Annotated in this window: 18 protein-coding genes; 9 read left to right on the top strand and 9 right to left on the bottom strand. The window is 72.8% G+C overall.

The window, feature by feature from the left end; translation table 11 throughout:
• Positions 1-64: 64 nt before the first annotated feature.
• The 3 genes from IF47_RS31880 to IF47_RS0107610 all read right to left on the bottom strand — a co-directional run bounded on the left by IF47_RS31880 (position 65) and on the right by IF47_RS0107610 (position 7,964).
• The gene (locus tag IF47_RS31880; protein WP_031507542.1) at positions 65-5,035 is read right to left on the bottom strand and encodes a DNA repair ATPase; all 4,971 of its coding nucleotides are present in this window, start codon (positions 5,033-5,035) and stop codon (positions 65-67) included.
• Between the two features lie 92 nt (positions 5,036-5,127).
• On the bottom strand, positions 5,128-7,176 hold the full coding sequence (locus tag IF47_RS0107605; RefSeq protein WP_031507543.1) for a flotillin family protein: 2,049 nt from the start codon (positions 7,174-7,176) through the stop codon (positions 5,128-5,130).
• A 152-nt stretch (positions 7,177-7,328) separates the two neighbouring features.
• Positions 7,329-7,964: a DUF1449 family protein gene (locus tag IF47_RS0107610; protein WP_031507544.1), complete on the bottom strand. Its 636-nt coding sequence runs from the start codon at positions 7,962-7,964 to the stop codon at positions 7,329-7,331.
• Between the two features lie 205 nt (positions 7,965-8,169).
• Here IF47_RS0107610 and IF47_RS0107615 point away from each other — a divergent pair, with 205 nt between their 5' ends.
• Positions 8,170-8,592, top strand: a complete 423-nt coding sequence (locus IF47_RS0107615; RefSeq protein ID WP_031507545.1) for a nitroreductase family deazaflavin-dependent oxidoreductase — start codon at positions 8,170-8,172, stop codon at positions 8,590-8,592.
• 36 nt (positions 8,593-8,628) lie between these two features.
• Here IF47_RS0107615 and IF47_RS0107620 read toward each other — a convergent pair whose 3' ends face one another.
• Entirely contained in the window at positions 8,629-9,738 is a 1,110-nt protein-coding gene (locus IF47_RS0107620; protein ID WP_031507546.1) for a PucR family transcriptional regulator, read from the bottom strand.
• Between the two features lie 314 nt (positions 9,739-10,052).
• Here IF47_RS0107620 and nhaA point away from each other — a divergent pair, with 314 nt between their 5' ends.
• Entirely contained in the window at positions 10,053-11,399 is a 1,347-nt protein-coding gene (nhaA, locus tag IF47_RS0107625; protein ID WP_051717208.1) for a Na+/H+ antiporter NhaA, read from the top strand.
• Positions 11,400-11,528: 129 nt separating this feature from the next.
• Here the strand turns inward: nhaA and IF47_RS0107630 are convergent, their stop codons facing one another.
• The 5 genes from IF47_RS0107630 to iolC form a co-directional block, all read right to left on the bottom strand.
• Entirely contained in the window at positions 11,529-13,025 is a 1,497-nt protein-coding gene (locus IF47_RS0107630) for a CoA-acylating methylmalonate-semialdehyde dehydrogenase (protein WP_031507548.1), read from the bottom strand.
• 75 nt (positions 13,026-13,100) lie between these two features.
• Entirely contained in the window at positions 13,101-14,981 is a 1,881-nt protein-coding gene (gene iolD, locus IF47_RS0107635; protein WP_031507549.1) for a 3D-(3,5/4)-trihydroxycyclohexane-1,2-dione acylhydrolase (decyclizing), read from the bottom strand.
• Positions 14,978-15,958: a 5-deoxy-glucuronate isomerase gene (gene iolB / locus IF47_RS0107640; protein WP_031507550.1), complete on the bottom strand. Its 981-nt coding sequence runs from the start codon at positions 15,956-15,958 to the stop codon at positions 14,978-14,980. Before iolB ends, iolD begins: the two co-directional genes overlap by 4 nt.
• Before the next feature lie 88 nt (positions 15,959-16,046).
• Positions 16,047-16,925, bottom strand: coding sequence for a Cgl0159 family (beta/alpha)8-fold protein (locus IF47_RS0107645; protein ID WP_031507551.1), 879 nt, complete (start codon positions 16,923-16,925; stop codon positions 16,047-16,049).
• An 8-nt stretch (positions 16,926-16,933) separates the two neighbouring features.
• Positions 16,934-17,908, bottom strand: coding sequence for a 5-dehydro-2-deoxygluconokinase (gene iolC / locus IF47_RS0107650; protein ID WP_031507552.1), 975 nt, complete (start codon positions 17,906-17,908; stop codon positions 16,934-16,936).
• 321 nt (positions 17,909-18,229) lie between these two features.
• Here iolC and IF47_RS0107655 point away from each other — a divergent pair, with 321 nt between their 5' ends.
• From IF47_RS0107655 to IF47_RS0107685, 7 genes are all read left to right on the top strand, one after another.
• Complete coding sequence (locus tag IF47_RS0107655; RefSeq protein ID WP_031507553.1) at positions 18,230-19,243, top strand: sugar ABC transporter substrate-binding protein; 1,014 nt, start codon at positions 18,230-18,232, stop codon at positions 19,241-19,243.
• Positions 19,244-19,248: 5 nt separating this feature from the next.
• Positions 19,249-20,334 (top strand): ABC transporter permease, encoded by a 1,086-nt coding sequence (locus IF47_RS0107660; protein WP_031507554.1) that lies wholly within the window; start codon positions 19,249-19,251, stop codon positions 20,332-20,334.
• Between the two features lie 5 nt (positions 20,335-20,339).
• A complete protein-coding gene (locus tag IF47_RS0107665) occupies positions 20,340-21,251 on the top strand; it encodes an ATP-binding cassette domain-containing protein (RefSeq protein ID WP_037732200.1) in 912 nt (303 codons plus the stop codon).
• A 162-nt stretch (positions 21,252-21,413) separates the two neighbouring features.
• Complete coding sequence (locus IF47_RS0107670) at positions 21,414-22,448, top strand: Gfo/Idh/MocA family protein (RefSeq protein WP_031507556.1); 1,035 nt, start codon at positions 21,414-21,416, stop codon at positions 22,446-22,448.
• Between the two features lie 323 nt (positions 22,449-22,771).
• Positions 22,772-22,987: a helix-turn-helix transcriptional regulator gene (locus IF47_RS0107675; RefSeq protein WP_031507557.1), complete on the top strand. Its 216-nt coding sequence runs from the start codon at positions 22,772-22,774 to the stop codon at positions 22,985-22,987.
• Positions 22,988-23,111: 124 nt separating this feature from the next.
• Complete coding sequence (locus IF47_RS0107680; RefSeq protein ID WP_031507558.1) at positions 23,112-23,330, top strand: heavy-metal-associated domain-containing protein; 219 nt, start codon at positions 23,112-23,114, stop codon at positions 23,328-23,330.
• A 104-nt stretch (positions 23,331-23,434) separates the two neighbouring features.
• Positions 23,435-23,994: cation transporter (locus IF47_RS0107685; RefSeq protein ID WP_031507559.1), on the top strand; the 560-nt coding region annotated here is incomplete at its 3' end.

Raw genomic sequence — 23,994 nt, forward strand, 5'->3', positions numbered from 1 at the left:
GCGGCGGAGGGCGGGACACCTCGGCCCCGCACACCCTCCGCGAGCCCCGTCGGTCGGCGCCCGGTCACCGGCGGGCGCGGAACGCCTCCTTCACCTCCTCCCAGCGGCGGGCCTGCTCCGGCGTCAGACGGCCGCGGAGTTCGGCGAGCTTGAGCAGGTTGGCCTCGGCGTCCGCGGCGAGGGTGCGGGCCTGGGCGGCGTAGTGGTCGTCCAGCAGCGCCTCGATCTCCTCCTCCGTCATCACCGGCGCGATGCGCTCGGCGATCCGGGCCGTGTCGCGGTAGGAACCCTGGAGACGGAACGGCGGCTCGGTGCGGGTGGTCTCGTCCTGGGCGGCGGAGGCGATGTAGGCGGTGTTGACCGTCAGGATCGTGCGCCGGGCCCGCAGCAGTCCGCGCAGCACGCCCAGGATCCGCTCCAGCTCGGCCGGCGAGCAGGGGTGGACGAGCCGGTCGGCGCGGGCCGTGGCGTCGCCGCGGGCCAGCCGCACCAGCAGGTCGACGTCGCCGCGCTCCCACGAGGCCAGCGGCGCCAGCACCGGGTTGGCGGTGAGCGCGTTCTCCACGTGGCTGAGCGCGAACAGCTCCTCCCGGCCGGCCAGGACGTCGCCCAGGTTCCACACGTCCGCCCGGTTGGCCAGCATGTCCGGGACGCGGAAGCGGGCACCGGACTCGGTGAAGGGGTTGCCCGCCATGCACACCGCGAACCGCTTGCCGCGCAGGTCGTACGTGGCCGGGCTCCCGTCGGAGAACCGCACGCCGTCAATGCGGCGCTGGGCGTCGCACAGCGGGATGAACCGCTGGAGCAACTCGGGCGAGGTGTGCTGGATGTCGTCGAGGTGGAGCAGGACGTCGTTGCCCATCTCCAGCGCCAGGTTGATCTTCTCGACCTCGCGCCGGGCGGTGGCGTCCGGCGCCGCGGCCGGGTCCAGGGAGGTGGTGCGGTGCCCGAGCGCCGGGCCGTCGACGCGGACGAAGGCCAGGCCCAGCCGGGCGGCGACGTATTCGAGCAACGTCGTCTTGCCGTAGCCGGGAGGCGACAGCAGCAGGAGCAGGCCCTGGCTGTCGGTGCGGCGGTCCTCGCCCGCCGTGCCGAGCTGTTTGGCCAGACCGGCGCCGACCAGCGGCAGGTACACCTCGTCGATCAGACGGTTGCGGACGAACGCGGGCAGCACGCGCGGCTTGTGCGCGTCCAGCCGCAGCCGCTCCCGCTCGGCCGCCAGCAGCGCGGCGCGGCGCCGGGTGTAGGCGCGGTGGGCGGGGACGCGGACGGCCCGGAACTCCGCGGTGCGCTCCAGGAACTCGTCCAGTCGCAGCGGCAGGGTGCCGCCGGTGATCCGCGGGTGGGTGCCCAGCAGTCCGGTGACGCCGGCGGCGAGCGGCGCGTCGGAGGTCTCGGCGTCCCGGCTCGGCGTGAGGTCGCCGCACAGGACCTCGGCGACGGCCTCGGGCAGGTCGGCCTCGACGTCCCGTGCCGCGGAGGCGGCCCAGGAGCCGAGCCAGGCCACGGCGAGCTGCCGGCGGGCGGCCAGGTGCTCGGGGCCGTCCCTGCCGAGCGTCCGCAGATCCTCGGCGAACTCCTTGGCGGCGGTCGACTCCGGGCCGCCGAGCGCGGTGTGGAAGCCGTCCAGCAGGGCGCGGGCGGCGGGGCCGATGACGAACCGGCCGCCGCTCTCGGCCAACTCCTCCACCAGGTAGGCGCCCACCGCCGCGGGGCGGCGCGGCTCGGGCAGCCCGGCCGAGGCGAGGAAGTCGGCCGCGGCCCGCCCGAGTTCGTCGGCGAGGCGGTCCACCGCGTCGCGCGCGCCGAAGGCGGACCGGGCCCCGACCAGGGACCGGGCGCGGACGGTCCAGGCCGAGCGGGCCGCCTCGTCGGTGCCGTACGCCCAGAACAGCCGTGCCGCCGCCCGCGTCTCCGGGGTGAAGCGCAGCAGGCCGGCGCCGGCGCGCAGCCGCAGCACCACGGCGAGGATCGCGGCGGCGTCGCGGTCGTGGACGCCCCGGTCGTACCCCTCGTCGGGCGCCTCCTCCGCCGCCCGTCGGACCAGTGGCAGCAGGTCGTCGACGTCCGTCGCGCCGCCGGTCGACGTGCCGGGCAGGGGCGTGTCGGGCAGGCCGGCGAGCACGGTCGCGGCGAGGTGTTCGGCGCGGTAGACCTGTGGGGACTCCGAGACCAGCGGCTGGTCCCAGAACGCGCGGGTGGTCTCGAAGTCGGGGTCGCGGACGGCGGCACGGTAGTCGGTGCCGGTCACGGCGCAGGCCAGGCCGTCCCCGTCCGGGACCAGGGTGACCTCCAGCGGCCGGGTGGTGACCGCGAAGCGGTGGCGGCCCAGCCGTACGGTGCCCTCGGCGTCGTAGAGGTCGGCGCGGTCGCGCAGGGCGCGGTCCGCCTCCTGCCGGGCGGCCTTCAAGCGGCCGGTCAGCTCCTCGGCGCGCGCGACCTCGCCGAGGCCGCGCAGCTCGTCGGCGGTGGCGCGGACCCGGGCGACCAACGGATCGGCCGCGAAGTAGGCGGCCACCTCGTCCGGACCGTTCAGGGTCGCGCAGCGGCGGGTGACGGTGTCCAGCACCCGTGCCGCGGAGCGCGCGAGGCGTTCCGCGCGCCGGGCGCGTTCGTCGGTCAGGGCCTGCCGACGGGTGGTGAAGGTCTCCTCGATCTCCTGCCGCTGCTCGGTCAGCCGGGCGAGGAAGTCGTCGTGGGCGCCGAAGCGGGACTCCAGGTTCTCCAGGCGCACCAGCAGCCGGCCGAGCTGTTCGTCGCACTCCTCGGGAGTGGAGGCGGCGGCCAACGCCCCCGCGACGGCCTGGCCCAGCAGAGCCGTCTCGGCGGCGAACTCCGCACGGTTCTCGGCCTCCAGCAGTTCCCGACGCCGTCCGTCGAGCACGGCGCGGGCGCGGTTGACGGCGGCCGTGGTCTCGCCGATCCGCTCCAGTACGGCGGTGCGCACGCCGGCCCCGCTCTCGGCGTCGCCCTCCAGGGCGCCGACCACGTCGGTGACGGTGGCCAGATCGGCGGCGTGTTCGGCGATCCGCTCGGCCAGGGGCGCGGTCTCGGCGGTCGTGGCGGCGGCGGAGGCTTTCTCGGCCAGCTCCTCCACGGCCGCGATGACGCCGTCGAAGGCGCCGGGGCGGGCGAGGTGTTCCAGGGCGCGGCGGCCGGTGGCGGCCAGGGCCTCCCCCAGCTCTCCGGCGAGTTCGTCGATCCGGTCCGGGTCGGCGTGGCGCAGTTCGCGCAGGGACTCCACCGCGCCCAGGCCGCGACGGAGTTCGGCGAGCAGGGCGACCCAACCGACCGCCTCGCCGGGGGCCTCGCCCCGGGCCCGGCGCACCAGCGCCACGGCCCGCTCGGCCGCTCGGGCCACGGCGGTCGCGTCCCGCTCCCGCAGCTCGGCCAGGCGCGCGTACTCCGCGACGGCCTGCCCGGCGGTCTCGCGCAGCGCCCGCAGCGGCCCGCCCAGATCCTCCAACTCGCGCGAGAGGTCGGGCGAGGCCAGCCAGTGGTGGCGGTCGAAGACCCGTGCGCAGGCGGCCACCACGGCCTCCAGGGCCGCGACGCCGGTCGGGGTGTCCTCGGCCATCCGCGCGATGGAGAGACAGTCGGAGATGCCGCGCACCAGCTCGGCGTTGCCGACGCGGGCGAGCGGTCCGTCGCCGGTGGGGTGGGCGGCGGCGTGGGCCTCGGAGACGTAGGGGGTGCGCCACACCTGGACGGTGTGGGTGCGCGCCGCGTCCTCCCCCGTCCCGTCGGATTCCCGCAGGACGGCCAGGGTGCCGTCCTCGAAGAGGGCGTGGCCCAGGGCGGGTACGGGGGCCGCGGCCTCCTTGCGGATCAGGTTGTACGGCAGGAGCAGGGTGCGGCCCCGCTCGGGCGCGTGGAAGACGTACAGCACGTCCTCGCCGTTGGGCGAGCGCACCACGGTCTCGTACTCCAGGCCGTCGGTGTCGGCGGCGAAGGTGCGGGCGGCGGCCCCGGCCGGGGCGTCGGCGAGGTAGAGGCCGCCGGGGAAGACGACGCCCTGGTCGTCGGGGAGGCGGCGGCACGCCCGTCCGATGCCGTCCAGCCGCACGACCTCCCCGGTGCGGGTGTTGAAGACCAGGTGGCGGTGGTCGGTCTCGTTGTACGGCAGGACGCGCAGCAGGATCAGCGGACCGACGCGGGCGTGGGCGATCTCGGCGTCGGCCAGCGACTGCAGGGGGTCGTCGACGGGCTCGGCGTACACGCCCTGGTCGGTCTCGGTGTCGTTCTCGGTCTTGACGGTGAGGGTGCCGCCGACGGTGGAGACGTACAGCTCGCCGGCGACCGCCACGTGCGGCCGGCGTCCGGGGACGTGGTCCTCGCGCTCGGCCGGGGTCCAGGTGACGCCGGACGCGGAGTGGGCGGGCGGGGCGGTGTGATCGCGCTCGCCCTTGTCGTCGAGGTACGCGACGCCGCCGTCCGGCGCGACGCGCCAGCGCAGGACGCGGATGTCGGTCAGCCGCTCGCCGGTGCGGAAGACGGCCAGCAGCAGCGGTCCGGTGCGGCGCAGCCGCAGCAGGCGGGCCTGGCGGTAGTAGCGGTACAGCTCCTCGACGTCGCGGTGGAGGCGCGGGTCGTCGAGGAGGCCGGGAACGGCGTCGGGGCCGACCGGCTCGAAGCGGGGCGGTCCGTCGCCGTCGCCGCCGGTGGGGCGGTACAGCGTGAACACGTCGTCGACCCCGGTCGGGCGTCCGTGTCCGGCGGGCGGGTTGGCGCCCAGCAGCAACACCTTTCCGACCGCCCCCTCGGCGCCTCCCTCGACGGCCCCTTCGGCGGCCCCTTCGGCGGCCCCTTCGACGGCGATGATGTCGCGCGGCACACGGGGGTGCTCGGTGCGCAGAACGGCGGGGCCCGCCAGCTCCAGCTCGGCGCCGCCGAAGGCCGCCACGCGCCGGTCGTTGAGGGAGCGGGCCCGGGCCGCGAGGTCCGCGGCCGACGCGGCCATGCGGCTTCGGAGCACCTCGTGGGTGCTCTCGTCCAACCGCGTCTCCTCCCGGTTCTCCACGGCCCGGTTCTCCACGTCTTCTCAACTCCTCGGTCGCTGACGGCTGCACTGACGGCTTCTCGGGGCGGCCGGCCGGCGGGCGCGCGGGCCCGCCGGCCGGCGCGGGGTCACCGGTTCGCCGGCGTCCCGTTGGCGGCGGCCGTCCCGCTCGCCGCGCCCGTCAGGGCGGACAGCGGCAGGTCGGCCACGCCCGAGCCGCGGACCGCGTCCAGCAGCGTCGACAGCTTCGGTGCGTCGGGGCCGCCCGCGGCGACCAGCTTCGTCAGCAGTCCCGCGAGGGTCAGGTCGCGCAGTCCGCCGGCGCCGAGTCCGGCGACCATGCCGGTGAGGTCGTCGGTGAAGGTGGAGTTCTCCTGGTCGAGCCAGGGGCCGGCCATGGCGCGGACGGTCTCGCTGCGGTTCACGAAGCCGTCGACGCTCTTGCCGGCCGTGATCGAGCCGACGAGCTTGTCGAAGAAGACGGAGTCCCCGCCGACGATGTCGATGTTGGCGTTCTCCAGGCCGGTGGCGACCATGGTGGCCTGGGCCTCGGCGATCTGCCGCTGGACGTCGATGCCCGCGATGCGGATCTCCTTCTCCGCCTCCAGCCGCAGGCGGTACTCCTCGTGCTCCCGGCTCGCCTCGTCCAGACGGGCCATGGCGCCGGCCTTCTCGGTGAGCCCCTCGGCCTCGGCCTTGAGCTTCTCGCGGAGCCCGTCCGCCTGAGCCATGGCGAGTTCGCGCTCGGCGACGGCCTCGGCGTGCCGGGTCTTGGCGATGGCGTCGGCCATCCGCTCCTGGACCTCGGCCTCGGCGAGTCCGGCCGCGGCGGCCTCGGCCTTCTTCCCCTCGGCGAGCCGGGCGGCGGCCACCGCGTCCAGCTCGGCGGCCTTGCGGCGCGCCTCGGCCATCGTCAGTTCCTCGGCGGCCCGGTGCTCGGCGGCCTGCTCGGCGGCCTCGGCGGCCTTGATGTCCTTCACCAGCCGCTCCTGGGCCTGGGCCTCGGCGGCGATGATCAGGGCCTGGCGCTCGCGCTCGGCCTCCTCGACGGTGCGCAGCTTCTTGATCTCCTCCTCCTGCTGCGCGACGGTCTTCTCCACCGCGATCCGCTCGCGGATCACATCGGCGATGTCCCGCTTCTCGGCCTCGATCTCCTTGTCGGCGGCGATCCGGCGGAGCTGGGTCTCGCGCTCGCGGGCGATGACCTCCAGCAGACGGTCCTTCTCGATGCGCTCGTTCTCGATGGCCACCACCCGCTCGCGGTTGAGCTGGGCGACGGCGATCTCGCGCTCCCGGTTCTCGTTCTGGATGCCGAGGGCCTCCTCGGTCTTGAGGTGCGCGGTGTGGGCGCGGAGCCGCTCCTCGGCCTGGACGCGGGCGGTCTCGGCCTCCTCGCGGGCGCGGACGGTCTCGATCTCGCGCTTCTGCCGGATCTCGGCGTCGGCCTGGCGGCGCTCCAGTTCGAGGACGGCCTCCCGGGCGTCGACGTTCTGCCTGGTGATCTCCTTCTCCTCGTGGCGCTGGAGCTCGTTGGTGCGCACGTGCTCGGCGGCCGTCAGCTCGGTGATCTTCCGGATGCCCTGGGCGTCGAGGATGTTGTTGCTGTCGAGCTGGGCCAGCGGCGTCTGCTCCAGGTAGTCGATCGCCGCGTCCTCCAGGCTGTAGCCGTTGAGGTCGGTGCCGATGACGGCGATGATCCGGTCGCGGAACTCGTCGCGCTTGGTGTAGAGGTCGGCGAAGTCGAGCTGCTTGCCGACGGTCTTGAGGGCCTCGGAGAACTTGGCGTTGAACAGCTCCTGGAGGGTGGACCGGTCGCTGGCGCGCTCGGTGCCGATGGCCTGGGCGACCTTGATGACGTCCTCGACGGTCTTGTTGACGCGGACGAAGAACGAGATGCGGATGTCGGCGCGGATGTTGTCCTTGCAGATCAGGCCCTCGCTGCCGGTGCGGGCGATCTCGATCGTCTTCACCGAGATGTCCATGATCTCGGCCCGGTGGAGGACCGGCAGGACGACGGTTCCGGTGAAGGTCACGTCGACCTTGCGCATCTTGGAGACGATCAGCGCCTTGCCCTGTTCGACCTTGCGGAACAGGCGGCTGACCACGATCAGCAGGGCGATGCCCATGAGGAGGACCACGGCGACGAGCACGCCGAGTCCCGTGGAGATGACGTCCATGCGATGGGTTCCCTTGTGAGGTCGTGCGAGCGTGTGAGCTTGTGCGTGCCGACGGGGCGCGGTGGGGCGCGCGGAGTACGGCGAGGCGTTCGCGGGGGGATGTGCGACGCCGGGTGTGCGGCGTCGGATGTGCGCGAGTGGGGCGGGCGCGCTCAGCGCGCCGGGCGTTCGGGGTCCAGCGCGGGATCCCAGGGGGCGACGCGGAAGAACTCGCCGTCGGCGTCGTAGTCGAAGACCAGGGCGGTGCGTCCGGCGGCGAGACCGGCGGCGTCCTCGCCCAGGGCACGGACCTGGACCAGTACCGTCGAGCCGTCGTCCGTGGTGATCTCGGCCTGCCCGAAGCGGTGGCTGACGTGTCCGGTGCGGATGGTGCACGTCCGGCCGACGAGGTCGTGGCGGCTGGTCCCCGTCTCGCGCGGCGTCAGGCGGCGCAGCGGGCGGATCAGCAGCCGGGTGCCGCCCCAGGCGGCGAACAGCGCGACGGGCAGGACCGCCAACCGCGCCGGGGTGCTCTCGGTCAGGGCGGTGCCGCTCAGCGACACGAACCAGGCAATGGCGATCAGGAGCGTCAGGGTGACGGTGACGGGCACGCCGCCGAGACCGGCCGCGGCCCACACCCCCGCCGGGCCGCCGGCTCCCGTGTCGGCGCCGATGTCCTCACCCCCGTCCAGAACATCGACGCCCACGGCTCCGAACAGCACCGACAGCCAGTAGACGAGCACCACCAGGAGTCCGAACCCGAACAGAACGGCGGGGAAGTCCATGGCCACACGCATGAACTCGCTCATCTCGATCACCCCCTGACGGCTGCGGTGCGCCCCATGTTGACACTGTTCCGTCAACTCGCACATTGCCGGAACCCGGCAATCTTTACGACCTGTTTACGTCCGACAACCGGTGAAACCGCCCTCGGAACCACCCGGAACGCCTTCTTCCGGCACCTTCGAGCACTAACGTGGCCGGCCACGGACCGGACCACCGTCAGGGGAAACCATGGACATCGCGGCATTCAACGAACGTGTGATCGAACAATTCCGCGCCAACCGGGGCAAGGGGACGATCGCCGAGCGCCTCGACGCCGGAAAGCTGCTCCTGCTCACGCACACCGGCGCCCGGAGCGGGAAGTCCCGGACCACCCCGTTGATGTTCCTCCGACTGAAGGGCCGACTGTGCGTCGTCGCCTCCGCCGACGGGGCGCCACGCCACCCGGACTGGTACCACAACCTGGTCGCCCACCCCGCCGTGACCGTCGAGATCGGGGACGAGGAGTTCCCCGCGACGGCCGTCGTCCCCACCGGACGGGAACGGGACGAACTGTTCGAGGAGGCCGTGCGGCAGCAGCCGTTCTTCGCCGAACACCAGAGCCGGGCGGGGCGGACCATCCCGGTGGTCGAGCTGCGGCGCGCGGACGCCTGACCCCTTCCCGCCCCCTTCCCTCCCCCGCCCAGAGGGCTAGAGCGGCTTCTCCGGCCAGCCCAGCAGCCGGGCGCCCATCGCGGCGGTCTCCAGGGTGTACCGCTGGAGGCCGTCGCCGGGGTCGTAGCCGGTCAGGGTGCGGATGCGGGCCAGACGGTACGTCAACGTCCGCACGCTCACACCCAGCCGGCGGGCGGCCTCGGCGTTCACATAGCCCGCCGCCGAGCACACCATCAGGGTCTCCAACAGCGGCCCGGCGCCGCCGCGGGCCTGGTCGAGCGGGCCCAGGACGGTCCGCACCAGATCGGCCATCGCCGAGCGGTCGCGCAGCAGCACGGGGAAGACCAGCAGCTCCGCCGCGTGGAGCCGGGTGTTGTCCAGACCGAGCCGGTCGGCGAAGTCCAGGGTGCTCAGCGCCTCCTCATAGGAGCGCACCACACCGCTCGGGCCCTTGTGGCCGCGGCCGATCGCCACCCGCCGGGCGGGCGGATACCCGGGGCCGGGGTTCTCGGCGAGCCGGGCGAAGGTGTCCAACACCGCCCGCTCGACGCTGGCGGCGATGCACACCAGCCGCCCCTCCTTGGTGGCCAGCAGCACGTCGCGCGTCTTGAAGCGGGCCACCAGTTCGCGCTCGATGCGGCGGACGGCGGGGTGCACGTCGTCGTACTTCTCGGCGCCCGCGGCCACCGCGACCGCGTGCGCGCGGGCCAGTCGCAGGCCGAAGCGCTGGGCGCGCTCGGCGAGCCGGCCGAAGTCGCTGCGGCCGTAGAGCAGGTCGTCCACGAACTCGCGTCGTTCGGCCTCCTCCTGCCGCACGACCAGCCGCTGGGCCCGCTCGTGGCCCTCGCCGAGCGCGGCGACGGCGGCCTCGACGGCGGCCAGCAGGGCGTCCCCGGTCCGGGCCCGCTCCACCGCCGTGGCCGAACGGGCGATCCCGGGCAGGGTGCCCCACAACCGTCGCGTCTCGGACAGGTAGAGGCCGACCAGTTCGCGCAGGCCGTGGCCCGCCTCGGCGGCGTGCTCCCCCGCCTCGCGGAAGGCGTCGAGTTCGGCGCGGCGTGGCAATCGTCCGGTCTCGGATATCTCGGCGAGCAGCTTCGGATAGTCGCCGAGGAAGACGCCGGGTATCGCGCCGCGCTTCTTCACCTGTGCAGGCCCTCCGTCCTTCGGTTCACGCCTCCGCGCCCCGTATCGGACCGCCCGGCGCGAGGTCACCGGCACAGCCTAGAGCGGACGACCCGCGCCGGGAGCACGGCTCGACGGGCGGAACGCGACAATGGGAGCGCTTCCATCCGCGGCCTCCCGTCACCTGCGGGTATGGCCGAACGGGTGTATGGGTACGGTGGAGGGGGCTGTGCGCGATCATGCGCGTCGGCCCGCTCCATATCTTCATAGGTGTGCCGGGAAGTCTGGTCGGCGATGTTCATCCCTGTCCGTCAACGACTCCCGAAAGGCCCGCCATGTCCTCCCAACCGCCCAAGCAGCGCACCTCCCTGTTCGGTCTGCCCCCGTTCCAGGAGCGGCGCTTCCTGCTGGACGCGCTGCGCACCGAGACGGTCGGCGGCATGGTGCTGCTCGTCGCGGCCGTGGTGGCGCTGGTGTGGGCGAACTCCCCGTGGAGCGGACTGTACGAGTCCATCCGCGACTTCCGCTTCGGCATCCCCGAACTCCACCTCGACCTGTCGGTGGGACACTGGGCGTCGGACGGCATTCTGACGATCTTCTTCTTCGTCGCCGGCATCGAACTGAAGCGCGAACTGCTCCTCGGCGAGCTGCGACGTCCGGCCGCGGCGGCCCTCCCGGTGGTCGCGGCGCTCTGCGGCATGGTGGTGCCCGCCCTGTTCTACGTCGCGGTCAACGCCGCGGGCGGCGGGCAGATGGACGGCTGGGCCGTTCCGATGGCCACCGACATCGCCTTCGCCCTCGGCGTGCTGGCCGTGATCGGCACCAACCTGCCCTCGGGCATCCGGGCCTTCCTGCTCACCCTCGCCATCGTCGACGACCTCGGCGCGATCATCGTCATCGCCGTCTTCTACACCTCCTCCCTCAACTTCCCGGCGCTGGCCGGGGCGCTGGCCGGGCTGGTGGTGTTCTGGTTCCTCCACCACCGGCTGCGGGTGCGGGGCTGGTACGTGTACGTGCCGCTCGGCCTCGTCATCTGGGCGCTGATGCACGCCAGCGGGGTGCACGCCACCATCGCCGGCGTGGCGATGGGCATGCTGCTGCGGGTGCTCCCGCTCAAGGGCAGCCAGGGCTATCCGGCCGAGAAGGAGTCCCCGGCCGAGCGGATCGAGCACCTGGTGCGCCCCCTGTCGGCCGGCTTCGCGGTGCCGGTGTTCGCGCTCTTCGCCGCGGGGGTGAGCGTCTCCGGCGGCGCGCTGGCCGAGACCTTCCGCCAACCCGAGGCGCTGGGCGTGATGCTCGGGCTGTTCGCGGGCAAGCTCGTCGGCGTCTTCGGCGGCACCTGGCTGGCCGCCCGCCTCACCCGCGCCCGGCTCAGCGAGGACCTGGCCTGGGCGGACGTGGCGGGGGTCGCGATGCTCGCCGGGATCGGGTTCACCGTCTCGCTGCTGGTGGGCGAGCTGGCCTTCACCGACGCCGAGACCATCGAGCACGTCAAGGCCGCCGTCCTGATCGGTTCGCTGGCCTCCGCCCTCGTCGCCTGCGTCTTCCTCCGGGCCCGCAACACCAAGTACAAGCGGCTGTGGGAGGAGGAGAACCGGGACGAGGACCACGACAACGTCCCGGACGTCTACCAGCGGCCCGCGGGCGCGACCCGCGAGGACGCCGCCGGCCGCGAGGACTGACCGACTTCCGACCCGCTCGGCGCCCCGGACGGCGAGTGGGGGCAGAGGGCGGGGACGGCGAGCGGGCCGGTGGAACGGCAGCGGCCTCCCCGGGGTCCGGGGAGGCCGTCGGGCACGCGGGCGGGCCGGTCAGTGGTTGCTGGGGAAGCCCAGGTTGATGCCGCCGCTGTCGGCCGGGTCGGGCCAGCGGGTGGTGACGACCTGGCCGCGCGTGTAGAAGTGGACGCCGTCGTTGCCGTAGATGTGGTGGTCGCCGAAGAGGGAGTCCTTCCAGCCGCCGAAGGAGTGGTAGCCGACGGGGACCGGGATGGGGACGTTGACGCCCACCATGCCCGCCTCGACGTCCATCTGGAAGCGGCGGGCGGCGCCGCCGTCGCGGGTGAAGACGGCGGTGCCGTTGCCCCACCGGGAGCCGTTGATCAGCTCGATGGCCTCGTCGTAGGTCTCGGCGCGCACCACGCACAGCACGGGTCCGAAGATCTCGTCGCGGTAGGCGTCCATCTCCGGGGTGACCTTGTCCAGCAGCGAGACGCCGATGAAGAAGCCCTTCTCGTGGCCCTCGACCGTGTACCCGGTGCCGTCGACGACGACCTCGGCGCCCTGCTCGCGGGCCCCGTGGACGTAGGAGGCCACCTTGTCGCGGTGCTCGGCGGTGATCAGCGGGCCCATCTCGGAGGCCGGGTCGTTCCCCGGGCCGATGCGCAGCTTCGCGGCCCGTTCGGCGATCCGCTCCACCAGCTCGTCGCCGATGCCGCCGACGGCCACGACCACCGAGACCGCCATGCAGCGCTCGCCGGCCGAGCCGTAGGCGGCGTTGATGGCGTTGTCGGCGGCGTGGTCGAGGTCCGCGTCGGGCAGGACGAGCATGTGGTTCTTGGCCCCGCCCAGGGCCTGGACGCGCTTGCCGTGCTCCACGGCCTTCGCCTGGATGTACTTCGCGATCGGAGTGGAGCCCACGAAGCTGACGGCGGCGATGTCCGGGTGCTCCAGGAGGCGGTCGACGGCCACCTTGTCGCCGTTGACCACGTTGAGCACGCCGGCGGGCAGCCCGGCCTCGGCGGCCAGCTCGGCCAGCCGGTAGGAGGCCGAGGGGTCCTTCTCGCTGGGCTTGAGGACGAAGGTGTTGCCGCAGGCGATGGCGAGCGGGAACATCCACATCGGCACCATGGCCGGGAAGTTGAACGGGGTGATGCCCGCCACCACGCCCAGCGGCCGGCGGATGGAGGCGACGTCGACCCGGGTGGAGACCTGGATGGACAGCTCGCCCTTGAGCTTCTCGGGGATGCCGCAGGCCAGTTCGACGATCTCCATGCCGCGGGCGACCTCGCCCAGGGCGTCGGAGTGGACCTTGCCGTGCTCGGCGGTGATCAGCTCGGCGATCTCGTCGCGGTGGGCGTCCAGCAGCTCGCGGTAGCGGAAGAGGATCGCGGTGCGCTTGGCGAGGGAGACGTCCTTCCAGGTGCGGTACGCCTCCTTCGCCGCGGCGACCGCCCGGTCGACCTCCTCGGTGGAGGCGAGGGCGACGCGGGAGGGCTGCTCGCCGGTGGCCGGGTCGTGGACGGGTCCGTACTGGCCGGAGGTTCCGTCGACGGGCTTGCCGTCGATCCAGTGGCCGATGGTCCTCATGGGTGCGGGCCTTTCGTGGCTGCGGTGGTCTGCGGGGTGCGGTGGGTGCGGCGGGTACGGGGGACGCGCCGGCGGTCACAGGTGCCGGCGGCGGCCGGCGGCGTGGCGCTCGTACCGTTCGCGGGCCTCGACGGCGGCGGGCCGGGTGGCGGTCTCGGCGACCGGGACGTCCCACCACGCCTGGGCGGCGGGGGCCGCGGGGCCCCGGCCGGGCTCCGTGTCCGTCTCCACGTACACGCAGGTGGGTCGGTCCGAGGCGCGGGCGGTGCGCAGGGCGGCGCGCAGCTCGGCCACGGTGTTCGCGCGGATGACGTCCATGCCGAGGGAGGCGGCGTTGGCGGCGAGGTCCACCGGGAGCGGGTCGCCGGTGTAGGTGCGGTCCTCGGCCCGGTAGCGGTAGGCGGTGCCGAAGCGCTCGGCGCCGGTCTCCTCCGACAGGCCGCCGATGGAGGCGTAGCCGTGGTTCTGGATCAGCACCAGGTTGACGTTGACGCCCTCCTGGACGGCGGTGACGATCTCGGTCGGCATCATCAGGTAGGTGCCGTCGCCGACCAGCGCCCACACCGGGCGGTCGGGGGCGGCGAGCCGCACGCCGATGGCGGCCGGGATCTCGTAGCCCATGCAGGAGTAGCCGTACTCCAGGTGGTACTGGCGCGGGGAGCGGGCCCGCCACAGCTTGTGGAGGTCGCCGGGGAGCGAGCCGGCGGCGTTGATCACCACGTCGTCGTCGCCGACCACGGAGTCCAGCGCGCCGAGCACCTGGGTCTGGGTGGGCCGCGCGCCGTCGTCCTCCGCGGCGTAGGCGGCGTCGACGGCCTTCTCCCACGCCTGCTTGCCGGCGCGGTACTCGGCCTCGTAGGCGGCGTCGACGCGGTGGCCGCGCAGCGCCTCGGCCAGGGCCGCGAGGCCGGCGCGGGCGTCGGCGACGAGGGAGAGCGCGCCCATCTTGTGGGAGTCGAAGGACGCGATGTTGAGGTTGACGAAGCGCACCGCGGGCTCGGCGAACAGGGTGTTGGACGCGGTGGTGAAGTCGCTGTAGCGGGTGCCGACCCCGATGACCAGGTCGGCGGTGCGCGCCAGGTCGTCGGCGACCGCGGTGCCGGTGTGGCCGATGCCGCCGACGTCGCAGGGGTGGTCGTACCGCAGCGAGCCCTTGCCCGCCTGGGTGGAGGCGACGGGGATGCCGGTGGCGTCCACCAGGTCGCGCAGCGCGTCCTCGGCCTCGCTGTGGTGGACGCCGCCGCCCGCGATGATCAGCGGACGGCGGGCGGCGCGCACGGCGGCGACGGCCTCGGCCAGCGCGGCGGCGTCCGGCGCCGGGCGGCGGACGTGCCAGACGCGCTCGGCGAAGAACTCCTCGGGCCAGTCGTACGCCTCGGCCTGGACGTCCTGGGGCAGGGCGAGGGTGACGGCGCCGGTGTCCACGGGGTCGGTGAGGGTCCGCATGGCCGCCAGGGCGGCGGGGATCAGCGCCTCGGGGCGGGTGATCCGGTCGAAGTAGCGGGAGACGGGCCGCAGCGTGTCGTTGACCGACACGTCACCCGCGTACGGCGTCTCCAACTGCTGGAGCACGGGGTCGGCGGGGCGGGTGGCGAAGACGTCGCCGGGCAGCAGCAGGACGGGCAGCCGGTTGATGGTGGCCAGGGCGGCTCCGGTGACCAGGTTGGTGGCGCCGGGGCCGATGGAGGTGGTGACGGCGTGGGTGCTCAGCCGGTCCGACTGGCGGGCGTAGCCGACGGCGGCGTGCACCATCGACTGCTCGTTGCGGCCCTGGAGGTAGGGCATCGCGTCGGAGTACTCCAGCAGGGCCTGGCCGAGTCCGGCCACGTTGCCGTGGCCGAAGATCCCCCAGCAGGCGCCGATCAGCCTGCGGCGCCGGCCGTCCCGCTCGGTGTGCTGGGCGGCGAGGAAGCGCACCAGCGCCTGGGCGACCGTCAGTCGGATGGTGGCGGTCATCGGTCGTCCTCTTCCTGTGTCTGTGCCGGTCGGGTCGCCGACGGGGACATCGACGGGGCGGTGTAGAGGGGGAGCCGGGGGTCCACGGCCTGGTCGGCCCAACTGCCGCGAATCCAGGCGTGGTCGGGGTGGTCGCAGATGAGCCAGGACCGCTCCTCGCCCGGACCGGCCATCACGTTGAGGTAGTACATGTCGTGGCCGGGGGCGGCGATGGACGGTCCGTGCCAGCCGTCGGGGATCAGCACGACGTCGCCGCCGCGGACCTCGGCGAGCACGTCGGTGCCCTTCCCGCGGCCGGAGGGCGTCACCCGCTGGTAGCCCAGGCCGGGGGCGTCGGGGTTGCCGGCGGCGGGGGCGATCTCGAAGTAGTAGATCTCCTCCAGCTCGGACTCCTCGCCGGGGCGGCACTCGTCGTGCTTGTGCGGCGGGTAGGAGGACCAGTTGCCGCCGGGGGTGAGCACCTCGACGGCGATCAGCCGGTCGGCCTCGAAGACGTCGGCGGCGGCGAAGTTGTTGACCTGCCGCGAGCAGGCGCCGCTGCCGCGCAGTTCGACGGGCACGTCCGCGGCGGGGCCGTAGCGGGCCGGCAGCCGCCGCTCGCAGCGAGCCCCGGTGAGCGCGAAGCGTCCTCCGCCGCCGGCACCGGTGATCCGCACGCGGGCGTCGCGCGGCGCGTAGGCGAAGTCGGTGACGCCGCTGAACACGTCCTTCCGGCCGTGCAGTTCGAAGGTGTGGGCTCGGCCGTCGGCGTCCTCGACCGTCACCGCGCAGCCGCCGGAGAGCGGCAGCACGATCCACTCGCTGTCGCCGGCGGCGAACTCGTGCTCCCCGCCGGGCTCCAGGGAGAGCACCCGCAGGGAGGAGTATCCCCAGCCGGCGCGCTCGGGATCGACGTAAAGGTCGTACGGCCCCGAGGCCGCGCTTCCGGCCGGGAGGTGGAACCCGCCGGCCGGCCGTGTGTCCGTGTGCGTGGTCATGCGCTTCCTCTTCCTGCCTGTCGCCTCGGTCCTCTTCCCGGATTAGCGTCGGCCCGGTTCACTGCTGCCCGGTTCGCGGCGGCCCGGTTCACAGCAGCCCCACGGCGGTGTCCACCGCGCGCTCCACGTCCCCGTCGGCGGGGTACAGGAGCGAGCGTCCGACGACCAGGCCCTGCACAGTGGGCAGCCGCAGCGCCTTGCGCCACTTCTCGTACATCCCCTCCTGGTCCCCGGTGACCTCGCCGCCGAGGAGGACGGCGGGCAGGGTGGAGGTCTCCATGACCTCGCCCATGTCGTCCGGGTCGGTGGTGACGGGCACTTTGAGCCAGGTGTAGGCGGAGGTGCCGGCCAGGCCGGAGGCGATGGCGATGGATCTGGTCACCGCCTCCGCGCTGAGGTCGTTGACGACCTTCCCGTCCACCCGGCGCGAGATGAACGGCTCGACGAAGACGGGGAGTTCGCGCTCGGCCATGTCGTCGATGGCGCGGGCGGTGGTCAGCAGCGTGGAGAGCGAACCGGCGTCGTCGTAGTCGATGCGCAGCAGCAGCTTGCCCGCGTCGAAGCCGAGCCGTTCGAGGTCCTGGGGGCGGTGGCCGGTGAAGCGGTCGTCGAGCTCGAAGGAGGAACCGGCCAGGCCGCCGCGGTTCATCGAGCCCATGACGACCTTGTTCTCCAGGGCGCCCAGCAGGAGGAGGTCCTCCAGGATGTCGGCGGTGGCCAGGACGCCGTCCACGCCGGGGCGGGAGAGCGCCAGGCAGAGCCGCTCCAGCAGGTCGACGCGGTTGGCCATGGCCAGTTTCGCGCCGCCGACGGAGAGCGCGCCGCGCGCGGGGTGGTCCGCCGCGATGATCATCAGTCGGCCGCTGTCACCCACCAGTGGTCGACGCGACCGCCGCCGGGCGGCCTCGGCGATGGCCTCGGGGTGCCGGACGCGCACCTTCACGAGGTCGGAGATGCTGATGCTCAAGGGGGTTCTCACTTCCGTGCGCGCAGGAGGTCCTCGACCTCGGACTCGGTGGGCATCGCCGAGGAACAGGCCAGCCGGGAGGCCACGAGCGCTCCGGCGGCGTTGGCGTAGCGCATGGTGTGCTCCACCTCCCACCCCGCGAGCAGGCCGTGGCAGAGGGAGCCGCCGAAGGCGTCCCCCGCGCCGAGGCCGTTGACCACCTCGACGGGGTGCGGGGGCACCTCGGCGGCGGTGCCGTCGCGGTGGACGGCGAGGACGCCCTTGGGTCCCTGCTTGACGACGGCCAGTTCGACGCCGGCGTCCAGCAGCGCCCGGGCGCAGGCGTGCGGGTCCCGCACTCCGGTGGCGACCTCGCACTCGTCGAGGTTGCCGACGGCCACGGTGGCGTACCGCAGGGCCTCGGCGTAGTGGGCGCGGGCCGCCTCGGCGCCCTCCTTCCAGAACATCGGGCGCCAGTCGAGGTCGAAGACGGTGGCGGTCTGTTCCGCTCCCGCGGCCCGTGCCTCGGCGCGGGCCCGCAGGGCGGCGAGGGTGGCGGTGCGGCTGGGCTCCTCGCACAGTCCGGTGCCGGTCATCCAGAAGATCCGGGCGGACGCCACGGCGTCCAGGTCCAGCTCGTCGGTGTGGATCTCCAGGTCGGGCGCCTTGGGCAGCCGGTAGAAGTAGAGCGGGAAGTCGTCCGGCGGGAAGATCTCGCAGAAGGTGACGGGCGTCGGGTACGCCTCGACGGGGGTCACCCAGCGGGGGTCGACGCCGAACTCCTCCAGCGCCTGCCGGCAGTACTCGCCGAACGGGTCCCGCCCGGTGCGGCTGATGACGGCGGCCTCCCGGCCCAGGCGGGCGGCGGCGACGGCGACGTTGGTCGCGGAGCCGCCGAGGAACTTGCCGAAGGACTCCACCCGCGACAGCGGGACACCGGTCTGCAGCGGATAGACGTCCACTCCGATCCGGCCCATCGTGATGACGTCGAACGGCTCGGTCATGGGTGTCCCTTCGAGGAGCGTGGCGGGGATGGGTGCCTCCACATGTAGACCCGTCCGGGACCCCTGTCAATGCTTTGTCCTTACATAAGGACGTCTAGACTCTTCGACATGCGCAATGTTATCGGCCTGTTACGTCAAGATGAAGTGTTGTCATGACAAAGTATTGACAGCCAAGCGCCCAGGGAGTTGGCTCCCTCCAGCACGGAGACGTTTCCGGCTCACTGGCCGAAAATGTCCCCTCGGCCTCCGGGACGCGCCCCCACGCCCCGGCCGGCCTGGTCCCTCTCCCGTTCCACTTCACCCAGCGAGGTGCAGGACGACATGAACCGCAGCACCCGTCACTCCCGCAGAACCGCTCTCATAGCCGCCTGCGCGGCGGGCGTTCTGGTCCTCGCCGGCTGCTCCAGCAGCTCCGGCGGCAAGAAGGCCCAGGAGGAGCAGGAAGGGGTGTCCGCAGGCAAGGCCGACACCCCGCGCATGAAGGTCGCCCTGGTGACCCACGCGGCTCCCGGCGACACCTTCTGGGACTTGGTCCGCAAGGGCGCCCAGACCGCGGCCGCGAAGGACAACATCGAGCTGGTCTACTCCAGCGACCCCAAGGCGTCCGAGCAGGCCAACCTGGTCCAGAACGCCATCGACCAGAAGGTGGACGGCATCGCCGTCACCCTGGCCAAGCCCGACGCCATGAAGTCCGCCGTCGAGAAGGCCCACCAGGCCGGCATCCCGATCGTCGCCCTCAACGCCGGTCTGGACGCCTGGAAGGAGCAGGACATGCTCTCCTTCTTCGGCCAGGACGACCGGGTCGCGGGCGAGGCGTTCGGCGAGAAGCTCAACGAGCTGGGCGCCGAGCGCGCCCTCTGCGTGATCCACGAACAGGGTCACGTGGGGCTGGAAGGACGCTGCGCCGGCGTCGAGGACACCTTCGAGGGCAAGACCGAGACGCTCTACGTCACCGGCACCGACATGCCCTCGGTGAAGTCCACCATCTCGGCGAAGCTGCGCCAGGACTCCTCCATCGACTACGTCGTCACCCTGGGCGCGCCCTTCGCCATGACCGCGGTCCAGTCCGTCGACGAGTCGGGCAGCAAGGCGAAGATCGGCACCTTCGACCTCAACAAGGACCTGGTCGGGGCGGTCGAGGCCGGCGACATCGAGTTCGCCGTGGACCAGCAGCCCTACCTCCAGGGCTACCTGGCCGTCGACGCCCTGTGGCTCCACAAGACCAACGGCAACTACAGCGGCGGCGGCCAGGAGCCGATCCTGACCGGCCCGGCGTTCGTCGACAAGAGCAACGTCAAGGACATCGCCGCGTTCGCCGAGAAGGGCACCCGGTGATCGACATGCCCCAGGCCGCTCCCCAGGCAGCCTCCGCCCCCGCCCCGGCGGCGGGGGCGCCGGCCCCGGCCCCCGTCAAGGACGGCCGCACCACCGAGCGCTCCCTGCTGCGCCGGGTGCTGGGCCGTCCCGAGATCGGCGCGCTCATCGGCGCGATCGTCGTCTACGTCTTCTTCTTCGCCGTCGCCCCGACCTTCCGCCAGGTCGACTCCATGGCCACGGTGCTCTACCAGGCCTCCACCATGGGCATCATGGCGCTGGCCGTGGCGCTGCTGATGATCGGCGGCGAGTTCGACCTGTCCGCCGGTGTCGCGGTGACCAGCTCCGCGCTGACGGCGGCCATCCTCAGCTTCCAGCTCACGCTGAACGTCTGGTCGGGCGTCCTCATCGCCCTGGTCCTCTCGCTGGCGGTCGGCGCGTTCAACGGCTTCCTGCTGGTCAAGACGGGACTGCCGAGCTTCCTGGTCACGCTCGGCACCTTCCTGATGCTCCAGGGCCTCAACCTGGCGGTCACCAAGCTGTTCACCGGCAACGTCGCCAGCGACTCCATCCGCGGCATGGACGGCTTCGACCAGGCCAAGGCGGTCTTCGCCTCGGAGATCACCATCGCCGGGGTGGACGTCAAGATCACCGTGCTGTGGTGGCTGCTCTTCGCGGCCTTCGCCACCTGGCTGCTGCTGCGCACCAAGTACGGCAACTGGATCTTCGCGGTCGGCGGCAACCAGGACAGCGCCCGCGCCGTCGGCGTCCCCGTGGTCTTCACCAAGATCACGCTGTTCATGGGCGTCGGTTTCGCCGCCTGGTTCGTCGGGATGCACCTGCTGTTCTCGTTCAGCACCGTCCAGGCGTCCGAAGGCGTCGGCAACGAGTTCCTCTACATCATCGCCGCGGTGATCGGCGGTTGCATGCTCACCGGTGGCTACGGCTCCGCGGTCGGAGCAGTGATCGGCGCCTTCATCTTCGGCATGGTCTCCCAGGGCATCGTCTACGCCAACTGGAACCCCGACTGGTTCAAGTTCTTCCTCGGCGTGATGCTCCTGTTCGCCACCCTCGTCAATCTGTGGGTCCGCCGCTCGGCGACCCGGAGGTGACCCCCATGGAAACCACCGCGACCACCGAGAACACCGACCGCGAGCACGCCGACCAGGGGAAGACCGACGCCGCCGGCGACCCGATCGTCGTCCTGCGGAACGTCGGGAAGTCCTACGGCAACATCCACGCGCTGCGCGGGGTGGACCTGGAGGTGCGCCCCGGCCGGGTGAGCTGCGTCCTCGGCGACAACGGCGCCGGCAAGTCCACCCTGATCAAGATCATCTCCGGGCTGCACCAGCACACCGAGGGCGAGTACCTCGTCGACGGCGAACCGGTACGGCTCTCCGGCCCCCGCGAGGCCCTGGACCGCGGCATCGCCACGGTCTACCAGGACCTGGCCACCGTGCCGCTGATGCCGGTGTGGCGGAACTTCTTCCTCGGCTCGGAGATCACCCGCGGCCCCTGGCCCTTCCGGCGGCTGGACATCGCGGGGATGAAGAGCGTCGCCGACCGGGAACTGCGCAACATGGGCATCGTCCTGGACGACCTGGAGCAGCCCATCGGCACGCTCTCCGGCGGCCAGCGGCAGTCCGTGGCCATCGCCCGCGCCGTCTACTTCGGCGCCCGGGTGCTGATCCTGGACGAGCCCACCGCGGCCCTGGGCGTCAAGCAGTCCGGTGTGGTGCTGAAGTACATCGCCGCCGCCCGCGAACGCGGCCTGGGCGTCATCTTCATCACCCACAACCCGCACCACGCCTACATGGTCGGCGACCACTTCACGGTGCTGCGCCTGGGCGCGGTCGAACTGAGCGCCCCCCGCAAGGAGATCACCCTGGAGGAACTCACCCACCACATGGCGGGCGGGGCCGAACTGGCCGCGCTCAAGCACGAGCTGGCCCAGGTCAGCGGCGTGGACGTGGAGGAGCTCCCGGACGAGGGCGCGCCGCCCGCCGGGGCCCCCGCCGCCCGCGCCTGATCCCCGTCCCCGCCCCGTTCTCCCGTCCCGTGGTCCGGACCGGGAGAACGGGGCGGGGCAGGACGGACACGGGCCGCGGGCCGCCCGTCCGCGCGACCCCAACGCGACACCCCACCGCGCAATCCGACCGACCTCCACCGACCCCCGGGAGAGCCGACCCACATGACCACCACCGGACCGCTCGGCGTCGCGGTGGTCGGCGCCGGCAAGATGGGCGCCGACCACGTCCGCCGCCTCCACCACGTCATCAGCGGGGCCCGCGTCGCCGCCGTGGCGGACGTCGACGGGGAGCGCGCCAAGGCGCTCGCCGAGACGGTCGAGGGCTGCGTCGCGTACACCGACCCGGCCGCCGCGATGGCCTCCCCCGAGGTGGACGCGGTCCTCGTCGCCTCCCCCGGCCCGGCCCACGAGGAGGCGCTGCTGACCGCCTTCGAGCACGACCTGCCGGTGCTGTGCGAGAAGCCCCTCACCCCGGACCCCGCCTCCGCCCTGCGGGTGCTGGAGGCCGAGCAGCGGCTGGGGCACCGCCGGGTGCAGGTCGGCTTCATGCGGCGCTTCGACACCGAGTACCTGCGGTTGAAGAGGACCCTGGCGGACGGGGTCCTGGGCCGGCCGCTGATGCTGCACTGCCGCCACCGCAACGTCTCGGTGCACCCGTACTTCACAGCCGAGATGCTGATCACCGACTCCGTCGCGCACGAGATGGACTGCGCCCGCTGGCTGCTGGAGCAGGAGATCACCGCCGTCACCGTGCTCCGTCCGACCCCCAGCTCCCTCTCCCCCGAACGGTTGGACGACCCCCAGCTCGTGATCTTCGAGACCGACGGCGGCGCCCTCGTCGACGTCGAGATCTTCGGCAACTGCGGCTTCGGCTACCAGGTGCAGACCGAGGCCGTCTGCGAGCGGGGCACCGCCCGCATCGGCGACGACCACGGCATGTTCGTCAACGCCGCCGGCCGTTGGGGCGGCGAGATCGCCCAGGACTACGTGGAGCGCTTCGAGGACGCCTACGACCGCGAGGTACAGCAGTGGGTGGACGCCACCCGACGCGGCGAGGTCACCGGCCCCAGCGCCTGGGACGGCTACGCGGTCGCCGCCGTGAGCGAGGCGGGCGTCGCCGCGCAGACCACCGGGCGGCGCACCGCCGTGGAGATGATCGAGCGTCCCGCCTTCTACGCGCCGAACCGACAACACTGAGCCACCCGGCCGGGACGCGGGCCACGCTCCTCCCGGCCGGTCGAGCGGGCGAGCGGCCCTCCCCTGTTCCGTTCGCCCCCGGGGCCGGATCCTCGTGCGGGGATCCGGCCCCTCCTCTTCTCCGGCTTCCCGACTTCCCGCCTTCTCCGACGGGCTCCCGTCCGTGCGTCCGTCCGCGTGTCCCGCCTCCGTCACGGCTGTCACAGCTCTGTGAGCCGGCCGTCACAGCCGGACGACAAGATCACCCACGCGGTCACCGAACGTCATGGAGTGACCACAGGGTGGTGGGCGACCACTGTCACCAACCCCCCACGGAGGTGCCCTTGTCCACGGCAGAACCGACGGACCACCGACTCTGGTCGTACCGGGACATCGCCGCGCACATCGGGGTCAAGACCGAGACCGTACGCTCGTACCGGAAGCACGGACTGCTCCCGCCGCCCGACCGGGTGGAGAGCGGGCGACCCTACTGGTTCGCCGACACCGTCCGCGCGTGGGTGGCCCGCCGCCCCGGGAACAGTCGCGGCCGGCGGGACTGACACCCGGGCGACACCGGGGCCGACCACCTCGGGAATACCCCCCGTGGGTATGATGTTGCCTCTGCTGGGAACACGTACCCACGCGCCGCCCGAGCGTTTCCGAGGACTTCGAGGAGTGCGAGCCATGAGCACCGTCACCACCACCTACAAGGTCACCGGCATGACCTGCGGCCACTGCGAGGGCGCGGTCACCGCCGAGGTCTCCGAGATCGACGGCGTCACCGACGTGAAGGCCGCCGCCTCCACCGGCCTGGTGACCGTCGTCTCCACCGGGGAGCCGAACGACGAGGCCGTGCGCGCCGCCGTCGACGAGGCGGGCTACGAGCTCGTCGGCCGGGCCTGACACCCACCGACACCCCGCCCCCGCCGGGCCGCACCACCGCACGGATCACCGCGCCCCTGGCGCCCGCCACCGGATGCGGCCCGGCCTCCTCCCCGGGAGACACCATGAGCACCACGTCCTTCGAGGCCCCGGAGTCCACCGCCGGTCCGACCACCGAGGTCGAACTCGCCATCGGCGGGATGACCTGCGCCGCCTGCGCCACCCGCGTCGAGAAGAAGCTCAACCGGATGGACGGCGTGACCGCCACCGTCAACCTCGCCACGGAGAAGGCCCGCGTCACCCACTCCCCCGAGGTGACCGTGGACGACCTGATCGCCACCGTCGTCAAGACCGGGTACACGGCCCGACTCCCCGAACCCCCCGCTCCCTCCGGATCGGACACCGGCCCGGAAGGGGCCTCGAACGGCGGCGACCGCGAGCCGGACGCGCTGCGCGAGCGCTTCCTGGTCTCGCTGGCGCTGTCGCTGCCGGTCGTCCTGCTGTCGATGGTCCCCGCGCTGCAGTTCGACAACTGGCAGTGGCTGTCCCTGACCCTCGCCGCTCCCGTGGTGGTCTGGGGAGCACTGCCCTTCCACAAGGCGGCCCTCACCAACCTCCGGCACGGCTCCGCCACCATGGACACCCTGGTCTCGCTGGGGACGCTCGCCGCCTTCGGCTGGTCGCT

The organism is Streptomyces megasporus, from assembly GCF_000718985.1.
Taxonomy (GTDB): Bacteria; Actinomycetota; Actinomycetes; order Streptomycetales; family Streptomycetaceae; genus Streptomyces; species Streptomyces megasporus.

What these genes read in the sequence shown, in the direction of transcription:
- IF47_RS0107605 (WP_031507543.1), bottom strand. Translation starts at nt 7,176, where the DNA reads ATGGACGTCATCTCCACGGGACTCGGCGTGCTCGTCGCCGTGGTCCTC.
- IF47_RS0107655 (WP_031507553.1), top strand. Translation starts at nt 18,230, where the DNA reads ATGAACCGCAGCACCCGTCACTCCCGCAGAACCGCTCTCATAGCCGCC.
- iolC (WP_031507552.1), bottom strand. Translation starts at nt 17,908, where the DNA reads ATGACCGAGCCGTTCGACGTCATCACGATGGGCCGGATCGGAGTGGAC.
- IF47_RS0107610 (WP_031507544.1), bottom strand. Translation starts at nt 7,964, where the DNA reads ATGAGCGAGTTCATGCGTGTGGCCATGGACTTCCCCGCCGTTCTGTTC.
- iolD (WP_031507549.1), bottom strand. Translation starts at nt 14,981, where the DNA reads ATGACCGCCACCATCCGACTGACGGTCGCCCAGGCGCTGGTGCGCTTC.
- nhaA (WP_051717208.1), top strand. Translation starts at nt 10,053, where the DNA reads ATGTCCTCCCAACCGCCCAAGCAGCGCACCTCCCTGTTCGGTCTGCCC.
- IF47_RS0107680 (WP_031507558.1), top strand. Translation starts at nt 23,112, where the DNA reads ATGAGCACCGTCACCACCACCTACAAGGTCACCGGCATGACCTGCGGC.
- iolB (WP_031507550.1), bottom strand. Translation starts at nt 15,958, where the DNA reads ATGACCACGCACACGGACACACGGCCGGCCGGCGGGTTCCACCTCCCG.
- IF47_RS0107670 (WP_031507556.1), top strand. Translation starts at nt 21,414, where the DNA reads ATGACCACCACCGGACCGCTCGGCGTCGCGGTGGTCGGCGCCGGCAAG.
- IF47_RS0107665 (WP_037732200.1), top strand. Translation starts at nt 20,340, where the DNA reads ATGGAAACCACCGCGACCACCGAGAACACCGACCGCGAGCACGCCGAC.
- IF47_RS0107630 (WP_031507548.1), bottom strand. Translation starts at nt 13,025, where the DNA reads ATGAGGACCATCGGCCACTGGATCGACGGCAAGCCCGTCGACGGAACC.
- IF47_RS0107615 (WP_031507545.1), top strand. Translation starts at nt 8,170, where the DNA reads ATGGACATCGCGGCATTCAACGAACGTGTGATCGAACAATTCCGCGCC.
- IF47_RS0107660 (WP_031507554.1), top strand. Translation starts at nt 19,249, where the DNA reads ATGCCCCAGGCCGCTCCCCAGGCAGCCTCCGCCCCCGCCCCGGCGGCG.